Genomic DNA, 11,604 nt, shown 5'->3' with positions numbered 1-11,604 from the left:
GATACCAGCGGATTGCTGGTGGTGGCCAAGAACGACGCCGCACATCGCGGGCTCGCCGCGCAATTCGCCGATCACGGCCGCACCGGACCGCTCGAGCGTGCCTATCGGGCAGTGGTCTGGGGTGCGCCGGAACGTGCGCGCTTCACCATTGAGGCGCCCATTGCCCGCGCACGCCACAATCGCGAGAAGATGATCGTCCTCGAGACGCGACGCGCGCGCGTCGGCGAGGAGCCGCGCGCACAAGGCCGCGAGGCGATCACGCATGTGGCGGTAGAGGAGCGCTTCGGCGCCATGTCCGGCGATGCTCCGCGTGACGCCCGCACGCATGCCCATGCCGCCCTCCTGCGCTGCACGCTGGAGACGGGGCGCACGCACCAGATCCGCGTGCATCTCGCGCATTCCGGTTACCCGCTTCTCGGCGATGCGCTCTACGGGGCGGGCTTTCGCACCAAGGCGAGCCTGTTGCCCGGGACGGCGCGGGATGCACTCGCGGGGCTCGACCGGCAGGCCCTGCATGCCGCGCTGCTCGGCTTTGCCCATCCGCGCACCGGCGAAACCCTGCGCTTCGAAAGTCCCGACCCGCCCGATCTCGCTGCGCTGATCGCGGCTTTGCGCGCTCCCGAGGCGTCGTGAACCGGTTGGTGGTGATTGGTCATCAAAGCGCCGCATCGCGCGGTATTCTTCACAAAACGCACATGCTCCGGAAACCGTGAACGCAGTGCCCGCGTTTTAGGCTTTCGAAGAACCTGTCGAAACGTTTAGTTTTCGAACGGGGCGCAAGGCTCTATGATCGAATCAAAGTGCGATTGTCCATGGGGAGATCGCCGAAGGCTCGCCCATCAGGGGGGCATCAGGAGGATGAAGCATGTCGGCCGGAAACCTGCCCATACTCGCCACGGAAGGCGGCCTGTCACGGTATCTCGACGAGATCCGCAAGTTTCCCATGCTCAAGCCCGACGAGGAATACATGCTCGCCAAGAGCTGGCGCGAGCATGGCGACCGTGAGGCCGCCCACAAGCTCGTCACCTCGCATCTGCGCCTCGTGGCCAAGATCGCCATGGGCTATCGCGGCTACGGCCTGCCGATCTCGGAGGTCGTTTCGGAAGGCAATGTGGGGCTGATGCAGGCGGTCAAGCGCTTCGAACCCGATCGGGGCTTTCGCCTCGCCACCTATGCCATGTGGTGGATCAAGGCCTCGATCCAGGAATACATCCTGCGCTCCTGGTCGCTGGTGAAGATGGGGACCACGGCCAATCAGAAGAAGCTGTTCTTCAATCTGCGCAAGGCCAAGAGTCAGATCTCGGCTCTCGACGAGGGGGATTTGCGCCCCGACCAGGTGAGCGAGATCGCCACACGTCTCGGCGTCACAGAGCAGGACGTGATCGACATGAACCGCCGGCTCGGCGGTGATTCATCGCTCAACTCGCCGCTGCGCGAGGAGGGCGAAGGCGAATGGCAGGACTGGCTGGTGGATGACTCGGCCAGCCAGGAGACCATCCTCGCCACGCAGGAAGAAGGGCAGAACCGCACCCGCGCCCTGCGTGAGGCTCTGGCTGTGCTCAACGAGCGTGAGCGGCGGATTTTCGAAGCGCGCCGGCTGGCCGAGGACCCGATCACGCTGGAGGAATTGTCAGGCGAATTCGGTGTTTCGCGCGAGCGCGTGCGACAGATCGAAGTGCGCGCCTTCGAGAAGGTTCAGGAAGCGGTGAAGCACAATCTCGCCGCGATCGAGAAGCCGCAATACGAAGGCACCGGCGCAACTGGCTGAGGCCGGGTTTTCCCGCCCCGGTGCGGCAGAAGCCCGAGATATGCCGCCTCACTCCTCCCAGGCGGCGAAGGCCTGCTCGATCACCTGCTGTCCGCTCATGCCCTTGTCGAAGGCGATGACGGCGCGCTGGCCGCCTGCGAAGCGCATCGGCAGTTCGATCCAGTTGCGGTCGATCAGCAGATTGCGGTTGCGCTGCTGGTCGGCGCGCAGATTTGACAGCCCGATCAGGAAAAAATTGTCGGAAATCGGCACCGTCAGCCCGGCCAGCGGTGCACCGCGCACGACTTCGTCTTCCTTGAGATGCGGCAGGCCGGCATCGAGGACGTTGCGGTCCTCGTCACCGGTATTGACGAAATCGAGCTCGATCGTGTGCGAAGCCGGCAGATCCGGGTCCAGATTGCGCCTGATCGTCATGGTCATGGTGATGCCCATATCCGGCACCCGCACCTGCACGATGATGGCCGGATCATCCGGATCATTCGTATCGAGCCGCCACAGAGCGCTGCCCGCTGCCGCCCGCGGTTCGCCCGTCGGATTGGCCGGATCCTCCTCATAGAGCATGGCGCGCTGCGCCACGCCGACTTCATCATCCGGCAGCGCCGCAGGCGGTTCCGGCGAGACACGTTCGGGCGCGATTTCGTCCGCATCGGTCTCGTCCGGCATCAGCCTGTCTTCGATACGCGGCGGCTGTTCGATCGGGGCCGGAGCCTGGATATCCGGCGGTGTGACCCCGGCCACCGGGGCTTCGTCCTCGCGGGAGAGCCAGTAGGCCGCAAAGGCGATGGCGCCAATCACGACGATGAGGCTGAGCGCCACGATCACGGCGCGCAGGCTTCCGCCGGAACTGGCGCGCTGGCTGCGCCCGTCGAGACGCGGGCGCGCCTTCGCGGCCGGTGGCGGCGGCACGGGTGTCGTCTGCGCTGCGGTGGAGCCCTCGGCAGCCTCCGGCTGCGGCACGCGTGGCGGCAGCGGGGAATCCTCCGGCGAGGCCGGGTCATCGGTGGCGTATGGCGGGTAAGTCTGACCGGAATGCCGACCATCCGAGGCGGAAGCGGAGCCCTGAGCGCTCGCCTGTCCAGGGTAAGCGAGTCCGGTCTGACCCAATGGGGCCCGATCCGGCGGGCTCTCGTCAGGCAGGGTATCGTCCGCCATGGCCTGATCGTGCATCGGGTGCCCGGCCAGATCCGCCGCGACGGCATTATCGTCCTGCGCGCCGGCCTCATCATCCGGTGCAGGCCCGGCATATTCGGATTCCACGCCGGCGATGGCGCTCTCCAGTGCGTGCCGCTCGGCCTCGAACTCTTCCTCCGAAAGCGGCGGGTCGAGCGAGCGCAATTGCGCAAACAAAGCCGTACGCGCCCGGTCATAGACGGCGGCGCGCATTTCGGGAGCGGGATCGGGGAGGCCCTGGACGGCCCGGGCGATCAGTGGATGATAATCGGCCATGTTCGCTTATGCTGTCTTCGTGAACACTGTGTTGCCTGCTCCTGCTGCGGTCAAGCCTCGAAGGGATTTTGCACCAGGATCGTGTCGTCGCGCTCCGGGCTCGTCGAGAGCAGAGCGATCGGCGCGCCGATCAATTCCTCGATATGGCGGACATATTTGACGGCCTGGGCCGGCAGATCCGCCCAGCTGCGCGCGCCGGCTGTGGAGCCGGTCCAGCCCTCGAAATCCTCGTAGATCGGTTCGACCCGCGCCTGCGCGCCCTGGCTCGCGGGGAAGTGGTCGATCACCGCGCCGTCGAGCTTGTAGCCGGTACAGATGCGGATGGTGTCGAAGCCGTCGAGCACGTCGAGCTTGGTGAGCGCGATGCCGTCGATGCCGCTGGTGCGCACGGTCTGGCGCACGAGCACCGCGTCGAACCAGCCGCAGCGGCGCTTGCGCCCGGTGACGGTGCCGAATTCGCGCCCGCGCTCGCCGATGCGCTGGCCGGTCTCGTCATCGAGTTCGGTGGGGAAGGGGCCCTCGCCGACGCGCGTTGTATAGGCCTTGGCGATGCCCAGCACGAAGCCGACGGCACCCGGCCCCATGCCGGATCCGGTCGCGGCCTGGCCGGCGACGGTGTTGGAGGAGGTGACAAAGGGATAGGTGCCGTGATCGACATCAAGCAATGCGCCCTGGGCGCCCTCGAAGAGGATGCGCTTGCCGGCGCGACGTTTCTCGTCGAGCAGACGCCAGGTGGCATCCATGAAGGGCAGGATCTTCGGCGCGACGGAGGCGAGCTCGTCATAGAGCGACTTCGCCTCGTATTCCGGCAGGCCGAAACCGCGGCGCAGGGCGTTGTGATGGGTCAGGAGCCGCTCGATCTTGGCCGGCAGCGCGTCGAGATCGTCGAGATCATCGACGCGGATGGCCCGGCGCCCGGCCTTGTCCTCGTAGGCGGGGCCGATGCCGCGCTTGGTGGTGCCGATCTTGGTTCCGCCCGAAGCGCCGCTCTCGCGCAGGGCGTCGAGCTCGCGATGCACCGAGAGGATCAGGGTCGCATTGTCGGCGATGCGCAGGGTCTCGCGGGTGATCTCGACACCCTGCTCGCCCAGCCGCTCGATCTCCGCCACCAGCGCATGCGGATCGAGCACGACACCGTTGCCGATGACGCCGAGCTTGTTCTTGCGCACCACCCCCGAGGGCAGGAGCGAGAGCTTGTAGACGGCCTCGCCGATGACGAGGGTGTGGCCGGCATTGTGCCCGCCCTGGAAGCGCACCACCACATCGGCCTGGCTGGAGAGCCAGTCCACGATCTTGCCCTTCCCCTCATCGCCCCATTGGGCGCCCACGACGACGACATTGGCCATTGGCTTGTTCCTGCAACCTCGATTGCGCACAACACGAAAAGCCCCGGCACAAGGCCGGGGCGGAAAACCTTGCAATGCCTCTTGCGTGATTGCGGCGGCGAGGTCAAGGCCGATGCAAGGCCGGCACGCGGCGAATGCCCCGCAATGCTTCAGCTTCCGGGCTTCCTGTCGGCGGGTTTCGGTTCCGGCATCTCCACCGGAGCACCGGCCTCCTTCCACGCCTTGAACCCGCCTTCGATATGGGCAACGGGCCCGAGTCCCATATCCTGTGCGGTCTTGGCCGCGAGCGCCGAGCGCCAGCCGGCTGCGCAGAAGAAGACGAAACGCTTGTCCTGCGCGAAGATATCCTTGTGATAGGGGCTTTCCGGGTCGATCCAGAATTCGAGCATCCCGCGCGGGCAATGAAAGGCCTGCGGATTCCGGCCCTCGCGCTGCAATTCGCGGGGATCGCGGATATCGATGAAGACGGTGTCTTCGTCAGCCATCAAGGGCAGGGCCTCGGCGACACTGAGCGTCTCGATGGCGGCATTGGCTTCGGCGAGCAGGGCGCGATAGCCTTTGGTGATCTGTTGCGGCATGTGACGCGCTCCCTTGCGACAGACGGCGTGACGGCATCGGGCCGGAGTGAGCGACCGACACCATATTCCCAGCTTACCTGCAACGCCGCATCATCGAAACGGCGTGTTTTCGAAAAGCACCATGGGAATTCCCGGTTCCGGGACTAATCCGTGTCGTCGATCACGCGGATGGCGAGGGCGAGGGCGAAACCGGCGCGCGCCATGGCGGCGATATCCCGGTCGCGGCGCTCCGGTTGCGGGGGCGTGCGATGGGGTCCGAGCCGGCGGCGGCGTGCATAGGCACGTGCGGCCTCGTATTCGCGCCGGGCGCGCGCATCGGCATCGTCATCGTCCAGGGCTTCCCCATTGGCCTGCCCCTCGGCTTGTGCCTCGGCGACATCCTCGGCCAGAGCCTCCTCGATCAGGGCCGGATCGAGCCCCTTCCCACGCAGCTTCGCCATGATGGCACGGTGCGAGCCGCCGCGCCGGCGCAGGCTCGCGACACGGGCGCGGGCATAGGCGGCGTCATCGACGTAGCCGCCGGACACCGCCTGTTCCACGACACCGGCGATGAGCGCCCGCGCCGGCATGGCGATCTCGGGATCCTCCGCCTCGCCGCGCAGCCGCAACCGCGTCTCGACCTTGCGGGCGAGTACTTTTTGAAGCTGTGCGGAGGAGGCGGAATAGCGCTCCAGATAATACAGGGCCGCCCGCTGCAACCAGGCCTGTGTCACGGGCCTGGGCGGCTTGCGGGCCCTCGCTTGCGAACCCGTTTTCGCCCCGGCCTCGTCGTCCGCCTCGTTCTCGTCTGCGCTTTCGCTCATGCGCTCTTTTCCCGTGCGGGCGGCCGATGCGCAAGGGTGAGATTGCGCGACGACAGCGCACGATCTGCGTCGCAATCAGCAGTTCTGGATAATCCGGGAATCAGAATACAATCCATGAGGATTCATTCTTGCGAAACGCATGCATCGCAGAGAAGCGAATCAGAATGGCGATTTCGCGAAAGGGTTTGACTTTAATGTCAATAGTCGGGCATATTCGAACCTGTCTGGATCATGGCCGGCTGGTGCAGTACCTGCCGGTCATTCCCGTGGAATCGCATCTGCGGATCATTCTGCTGAAGCTGGAAATGCAGGAGGAGCTTGATGGCGAGTTGCTTGATCGTGAAGCCGAGCACCGGACCGGTGCCTTTCTCGCCGATCTCGACCATTTCATCGCCGGCGGCGAGATCACGATCGGCGACCGGCGTAACAAGCATGCCTTCCTGAAGCGTCTCGAGCCCGAGGGCGAACAGGTCTGGGAGCTGCGCAGCATTGATCCGAATCCGAGCGTACGGGCCTTCGGCACTTTTGCCGATACCGATATTCTGGTTCTGACCCATATGCGCCTGCGCACCGAACTGGGTGGCTTCAATTCACGCGCTTTCAAGGACGAAATCCGCCGCACACGCCAGATCTGGCACGGGATTTTCGCCCCCTACAGCCCGCTAACCAGCGAGAAGGTGACGGATTATGTCAACGAAAACGTCAATGATCTGCGAAATACGCAATAGCATACCGCTCGCACCGCGCCATCTCGGCTATTTCGAGCGCAAATTACGCAATGATTTTCATGCCGCTATCCTGAAACTGTTCCGCGAGCGTGCCGCTTCGGGCATGACGAAGGCCGATCTCGCGCGCAAGCTCGACAAACGGCCCGAGCAGATCACGCGCTGGCTGTCGGCGCCGGGCAACTGGACCTTCGACACCGCCGCTGCTCTCGCACTTGCCATGGGCAGCCGCTTCGAGATCAGGGCCGTGCCGCTGGAAGATGCGCCACCGGGCAGCCGCCACCATCCGCTCGCGGGTTACATTCCGGGATCGGGGACTGGTGCCTCCGCTGGGCGCGAGGTGGATCCGGCGCCGACGCTTATACATTCAGGCAACCACCGCATCATCGATTTCGAGCGCGTCGACACAGCGACGACGGTGCAGGCATGAGCATGGATAGCGGAAAGGCGCTCGGCGCGGAGATTCCTGCATTCAGGCTGATCAATGCGGTTTTCTGCGAGGATATCCGCCGCGAGGATAATGGCAAGGACATGCTTCTGGGCGTTTATGGCGGCGATATCGTCATCGCTCGCTGCCCGATCCGCGTGGGTGTATCGCTCTGGCTGCAATATGTATCTGCGCCCGCGAAGGCGGGCGAGACGGGCATCCATCTGCGGCTGCGGTTCGAAGGGCATGACGAGCCCGTGAGCCAGATCGGCCTGCCCTTCATGGAAGAGGGCGAGACCACCCTCGCCCTGCGCGGCATGCCGGTCGCCATCAACGGCTCCGGCGTGCTGCTGCTGGAATATTGCCTTCCAGGTCAGGACTGGGTGGAGATCGCCCGCAAGCGCGTGACCTGTCCCGATCCTGCGGCGGAGGCGTCCTCCGGCGATGCCGGCGACACCTGATTCCGGCGCGGATCACCCGCCCCCGTCACGCGACGCGCGCCAGGCGTTCCACAGCCCCATCAGCACGCCATAGACCGGGGCTGCAATGGCGACGGAGGTGAGGACCTCGTTCGGCGTGTTGCCGAGAAGCAGCATGACCCCGCCATAGATCACGGCGAAGACCGCCGTGGAAATCAGATTGGTGCGCGAAAAGATGTAGGCCGTCATGCTCTCTCCTGAAATGATGTGTTTTCAGCCCGCGCCCTGCGCCGTGAGACCCTTGAAAAGAAAATTCTTGCCCGACTTGAAATCGTAATCGGGGTCCTCCCAGGCGACCATCTTGCCGGGGTTGAGCAGGCCCTGCGGGTCGGCCTCGCGCTTGAAGGCGAGCTGGGTCTCGTCGGTCTGTTTCATGCCGCCCTCTTCGAGGGTGTAGCGATGCGGGTTGAAGATCGGCGCGCCCATCTCCTCGTGGATCGCCATGATCTCCTCCAGCCGCTCCTCGCTTGAAAAGCGCACCAGCGGCAGGCCGAAACAGGTGACCTTGCCGTCGAATTTCACGAATTCGAGATGCGCCGGCACTTCCTCGCCGAAGCGCTCGTGAATGCGCTGCACCAGATCGATCTGGTTCGGGAAGGGGTAGAGCACTTGCAGATAGGTGATCGATGGGTCGTCCCGCAGCGCCCGCAGAGTGGTGTGGTTCCACGACAATTCGAAGACCGGGGGCAGGCCCTTGAGATCCTCCGCCGGGAGCTGATCATTGCGGAAAAGCAGCTGCGCCCCGCGATAGCGCTTTATGAAACCCGTGAGCGGCGCCGTCTGGAAATCGGCGACCATGATCAGCACCACATGCTGCTCGCGCGCGATGAATTTCCTGTGGCGCTTGAAATGATCATGCGCGATCGGCGCGGCGACGAGGCCGAGCTCCTTGATCAGGAGCCCGTCCTGCTCGCCGAGATCATTGGCGAACTGCGTGGCCGCGCGCAGATCCTCGAAGCCCACGATCACGTCCACCCAGTCATAGGCCGGGGTGAGCGGCATCTCGACCTCGGTGATGATGCCGTTGGTGCCATAGGCGTGCGAGACCTTGTGGATGTCGTCGCCGGTGAACTCGAGAATGCGCGGGCTTGCCTCCATCGTCGCCACCTTGAGGCGGATGATGTTGCCGGTATCGCGCAGCCCGCCCCAGCGGATCGAGCCGATCCCGCCCGAACCGCCGGCAATGAAGCCGCCGATCGAGGCGGTGTGGTAGGTCGATGGATGCAGCCGGATTTCCTGACGCGAATCGGCGCGGGTCTCCTTGTCGAGGGCAGCTATGACGGTGCCGGGCTCGGCCACGACCCGGCCATGGCCGATCTCGCGCACGGCGTTGAATTGCGACAAATCGAGCAGGATCCCGCCGGAAAGCGGCATGGCCTGGCCATAATTGCCGGTGCCGGTGCCGCGCGGCGTCACCGGGATCGCATGTTCATGGGCCGCCGCGAGCACCTGGAGGACCTGTTGCTCGGAAGCGGGCGAGACCACGATATCCGCAGTGACCGCGTCGAGCTGGCGCCTGAGCGTGGGGGAATACCAGAAGAAATCCCGGCTCTTCTGGCGCACCAGAGCGGGATTTTCCTCGATCTTCACGCCGTCGATACGCTTCTTGAAGGCTTCGATGTCGTAACGCGCGCTCATGGCTGATCCCTCCATATGGCCGATCCTTCCATCATGGGTCCCTTTCCGCTGCTGCCGCCTTCAGGCGATCATGTCGAGTTCGTCATAGGCGGGCGGCGTCGTCGCGATCGGGCGCCCGCCGAGCAGCACCATCCGGTCGCTCTGGGGCCGCGAGAGCAACTCGTTCATGGCGCGCGCGCGCAGGATCAGGAGATCGGCCGGATCACCGCTCTCGATGCGACCGGCCCGATCGAGATTCATCATCGTCGCCGGCGTGCCCGCAATGGCGCGCAGCCAGTCACCCTCGCCGTGATCGAGATGGGCGATGCGGGTGGCTTCGCGAAACACCTCGACCAGATCGAGATCGCCATAGGCATAGAACGGATCGCGGGTGTTGTCGGAGGCAAACATCACCGGGATGCCCGCCGTCCTGAATTCCTGCACCGGCGCCACCCCGCGCCAGCGGGGCGTGCGCCCGGATGCGCGGTCCTGCAGATACATGTTGCACATGGGCAGGCTGACCACGGCGATGCCTGCCCGGGCCAGCTTGTCGATCAACCGGTCGAGATCGCCTTCCTCCATCAGCGAGGCCGAGCAGCAATGGCCGCACAGGATCCGGTTGGGGAAGCGATGGCGGATCGCGGCATCGGCCACGCGCTCCAGCGTCCGCGCATGGTGCGAATCGCTCTCGTCCACGTGCAGATCGAGATCGAGCCCGTGCCGGATTGCAGCCGCAAACAGCTTGTCGAGGGCGGCATCAGTGCGTGCATCGGGGGCATGGCCGGCGAAGGTCACGCCCCCGAGCTGGCCCTCGTAGCGCGCCGTGGTCTCGACCACCTGCGCGAATTCTTCCGCGTTTTCGAGAATATCGTCGAGGAGGAAGAGGGACGTGGCCTGCAGGGTGATCACGTCGCGCCAGGTTTCGCGCAGCTCCGCGAAGACTGGCCAGGAGATCGCCGTTTGCCTGCCGATGGAATCGAGATGGGTGCGGATCGCGCCGGTGCCGTGGGCGAGTGCGCAGCGCAGACCGAAATCCATGCGTCGCGCAAGATCCTGCGCATCCCAGTTGGCCTCGCGATCGTGCTGGGCCGTGTCGAGGGCCCCGGGGAAAGTGCCGTCGGGATTGGGGGCGCGGTTCCAGATGAAACCCTTGTCGAGATGGGTGTGGATATCGACGAGGCGCGGCATCACCAGCGCCCCGCGCGTATCGATTACCGGCAGATCGGATTCATGCGCGCTCGTGCCCGAGGGTGTCACGCCGAGGATGCGGCCATGCCGGATCACCAGGTCGACATGACACAGCCCGGCGGCATCCGGCTTCACACCTCCCGCCGAGAGCATGCAATGGGGCACGCGGGCATTGTCGAGGCGGTAATCACCGGTCGCCGGGATCGGCAGGAAGCCTGGTGCGTGATCATGCGCGTTCCTGTCATCGGCGGCCATGCCCGTCCTCCCGCATGCGGCTCGGTATTCACTTATCTTGCGATATCGCGCTTTCGTGCCAGCGCCGCAAGAGCATATGCGAGAAGGCGGACATGGCGAGGAAGATGATCACGCCGGTCAGCGAGAGCAGTACCAGAGCCGCGAACAGGCGCGGAATGTTGAGCCGGAACTGGCTCTCGATGATGCGATAGGCAAGCCCGGACCCCGCCCCGGCAGAGCCGGCGGCGATTTCGGCGACGACCGCGCCGATCAGGGCGAGCCCGCCGGCGATCTTCAGCCCGCCGAGAAAGTACGGCAGGGCAGCGGGGCCGCGCAGATAGTACAGCGCCTTGACGCGGATGATGAATGTGCCGAGCCAGCGCGGCGCCCATTTCGGGCGCGCCGAGCCGTAGAGATCGAACAGTTCGAGCAGGTTGCGGTCGACCGATTGCAGGCCGAGCGTCGTGTTCGACAGGATCGGGAAGAAGGCCACGATCCAGGCGCAGGTCAGCACCGCCGTCTCCTGCGGCATGTAGATCAGAAGCAGTGGCGCGATGGCGACCACCGGCGTGACCTGGAGCACCACCGCGTAAGGATAGAGCGAGTATTCGACCGCCCGCGACAGCGAGAGCAGCACGGCGAGCCCCACGCCGCCCATGATCGCAAGCGAGAGCCCGAGAAAGGTCGTCTCCAGCGTTTGCAACAGCGAACCGAAGAGCAAAGGCCAGTCGGCGATCATGGTCTCCATGATGCGGCTCGGCGCCGGCAGGATGTAATGCGGCACTTCGGCCACGCGCACATAGGTCTCCCAGCTCCAGACCACGATGGCGAATAACGCGAGCGGGAGGCCGATGCGCAGGACGAGGGTGAAATCGCGCCCGCGCCGGGGCGCATCATCGGAGGCCGTCAGTGCGAGGGTGGCGCTGTCGGCGGGCTGCGTTGCCGGATCGGCGGCCGGATTGCTGGTCTGCGCGTTCATCACGGCCCTCACAG

Annotated in this window: 13 protein-coding genes; 5 read left to right on the top strand and 8 right to left on the bottom strand. The window is 65.2% G+C overall.

Annotated elements, in window-relative coordinates:
* Positions 1–633, top strand: a 633-nt coding sequence (locus VKP01_RS12735; protein WP_324412845.1) for an RluA family pseudouridine synthase, incomplete at its 5' end; no start/stop codon positions are given.
* A 232-nt stretch (positions 634–865) separates the two neighbouring features.
* A complete protein-coding gene (rpoH, locus tag VKP01_RS12730; RefSeq protein ID WP_324412843.1) occupies positions 866–1,768 on the top strand; it encodes an RNA polymerase sigma factor RpoH in 903 nt (300 codons plus the stop codon).
* A gap of 48 nt (positions 1,769–1,816) precedes the next feature.
* Here the strand turns inward: rpoH and VKP01_RS12725 are convergent, their stop codons facing one another.
* The 4 genes from VKP01_RS12725 to VKP01_RS12710 all read right to left on the bottom strand — a co-directional run bounded on the left by VKP01_RS12725 (position 1,817) and on the right by VKP01_RS12710 (position 5,941).
* Positions 1,817–3,214: a histidine kinase gene (locus VKP01_RS12725; RefSeq protein WP_324412841.1), complete on the bottom strand. Its 1,398-nt coding sequence runs from the start codon at positions 3,212–3,214 to the stop codon at positions 1,817–1,819.
* 50 nt (positions 3,215–3,264) lie between these two features.
* Positions 3,265–4,560, bottom strand: a complete 1,296-nt coding sequence (locus VKP01_RS12720) for an adenylosuccinate synthase (protein WP_324412839.1) — start codon at positions 4,558–4,560, stop codon at positions 3,265–3,267.
* A gap of 149 nt (positions 4,561–4,709) precedes the next feature.
* A complete protein-coding gene (locus VKP01_RS12715; RefSeq protein ID WP_324412837.1) occupies positions 4,710–5,138 on the bottom strand; it encodes a rhodanese-like domain-containing protein in 429 nt (142 codons plus the stop codon).
* Positions 5,139–5,281: 143 nt separating this feature from the next.
* Entirely contained in the window at positions 5,282–5,941 is a 660-nt protein-coding gene (locus tag VKP01_RS12710) for a regulatory protein RecX (RefSeq protein WP_324412835.1), read from the bottom strand.
* A 242-nt stretch (positions 5,942–6,183) separates the two neighbouring features.
* Here VKP01_RS12710 and VKP01_RS12705 point away from each other — a divergent pair, with 242 nt between their 5' ends.
* The 3 genes from VKP01_RS12705 to VKP01_RS12695 are packed head-to-tail and all read left to right on the top strand — an operon-like array spanning position 6,184 to position 7,554.
* Positions 6,184–6,669, top strand: coding sequence for a hypothetical protein (locus tag VKP01_RS12705; protein ID WP_324412832.1), 486 nt, complete (start codon positions 6,184–6,186; stop codon positions 6,667–6,669).
* Entirely contained in the window at positions 6,647–7,096 is a 450-nt protein-coding gene (locus VKP01_RS12700; RefSeq protein ID WP_324412830.1) for a helix-turn-helix transcriptional regulator, read from the top strand. The genes VKP01_RS12705 and VKP01_RS12700 overlap by 23 nt, the downstream gene beginning before the upstream one ends.
* Positions 7,093–7,554, top strand: a complete 462-nt coding sequence (locus tag VKP01_RS12695) for a hypothetical protein (RefSeq protein WP_324412828.1) — start codon at positions 7,093–7,095, stop codon at positions 7,552–7,554. Before VKP01_RS12700 ends, VKP01_RS12695 begins: the two co-directional genes overlap by 4 nt.
* A gap of 12 nt (positions 7,555–7,566) precedes the next feature.
* On the opposite strand, the gene VKP01_RS12690 is transcribed toward VKP01_RS12695, so the two are convergent.
* From VKP01_RS12690 to VKP01_RS12675, 4 genes are read right to left on the bottom strand one after another with little or no spacing between them, the layout of a single operon-like run.
* Positions 7,567–7,761 carry a hypothetical protein gene (locus VKP01_RS12690; RefSeq protein WP_324412826.1) on the bottom strand — a complete coding sequence of 65 codons (195 nt, stop codon included), beginning with the start codon at positions 7,759–7,761 and terminating at the stop codon, positions 7,567–7,569.
* A gap of 24 nt (positions 7,762–7,785) precedes the next feature.
* Positions 7,786–9,210 carry an FAD-binding oxidoreductase gene (locus tag VKP01_RS12685; protein WP_324412825.1) on the bottom strand — a complete coding sequence of 475 codons (1,425 nt, stop codon included), beginning with the start codon at positions 9,208–9,210 and terminating at the stop codon, positions 7,786–7,788.
* A 60-nt stretch (positions 9,211–9,270) separates the two neighbouring features.
* On the bottom strand, positions 9,271–10,632 hold the full coding sequence (locus VKP01_RS12680; protein ID WP_324412823.1) for a cytosine deaminase: 1,362 nt from the start codon (positions 10,630–10,632) through the stop codon (positions 9,271–9,273).
* Positions 10,633–10,660: 28 nt separating this feature from the next.
* On the bottom strand, positions 10,661–11,590 hold the full coding sequence (locus tag VKP01_RS12675) for an ABC transporter permease (protein ID WP_414706578.1): 930 nt from the start codon (positions 11,588–11,590) through the stop codon (positions 10,661–10,663).
* Between the last annotated feature and the right edge of the window lie 14 nt (positions 11,591–11,604).

The organism is Saliniramus sp., from assembly GCF_035311605.1.
Classification (GTDB): domain Bacteria; phylum Pseudomonadota; class Alphaproteobacteria; order Rhizobiales; family Beijerinckiaceae; genus Saliniramus.
This window is presented reverse-complemented; position numbering and strand designations above follow the sequence as displayed.

Bases quoted from the DNA above. Each gene is read 5' to 3' on its own strand.
- VKP01_RS12720 (WP_324412839.1), bottom strand. From the start codon at position 4,560: ATGGCCAATGTCGTCGTCGTGGGCGCCCAATGGGGCGATGAGGGGAAG.
- VKP01_RS12685 (WP_324412825.1), bottom strand. From the start codon at position 9,210: ATGAGCGCGCGTTACGACATCGAAGCCTTCAAGAAGCGTATCGACGGC.
- VKP01_RS12690 (WP_324412826.1), bottom strand. From the start codon at position 7,761: ATGACGGCCTACATCTTTTCGCGCACCAATCTGATTTCCACGGCGGTC.
- rpoH (WP_324412843.1), top strand. From the start codon at position 866: ATGTCGGCCGGAAACCTGCCCATACTCGCCACGGAAGGCGGCCTGTCA.
- VKP01_RS12725 (WP_324412841.1), bottom strand. From the start codon at position 3,214: ATGGCCGATTATCATCCACTGATCGCCCGGGCCGTCCAGGGCCTCCCC.
- VKP01_RS12715 (WP_324412837.1), bottom strand. From the start codon at position 5,138: ATGCCGCAACAGATCACCAAAGGCTATCGCGCCCTGCTCGCCGAAGCC.
- VKP01_RS12700 (WP_324412830.1), top strand. From the start codon at position 6,647: ATGATCTGCGAAATACGCAATAGCATACCGCTCGCACCGCGCCATCTC.
- VKP01_RS12675 (WP_414706578.1), bottom strand. From the start codon at position 11,590: ATGAACGCGCAGACCAGCAATCCGGCCGCCGATCCGGCAACGCAGCCC.
- VKP01_RS12710 (WP_324412835.1), bottom strand. From the start codon at position 5,941: ATGAGCGAAAGCGCAGACGAGAACGAGGCGGACGACGAGGCCGGGGCG.
- VKP01_RS12695 (WP_324412828.1), top strand. From the start codon at position 7,093: ATGAGCATGGATAGCGGAAAGGCGCTCGGCGCGGAGATTCCTGCATTC.
- VKP01_RS12680 (WP_324412823.1), bottom strand. From the start codon at position 10,632: ATGGCCGCCGATGACAGGAACGCGCATGATCACGCACCAGGCTTCCTG.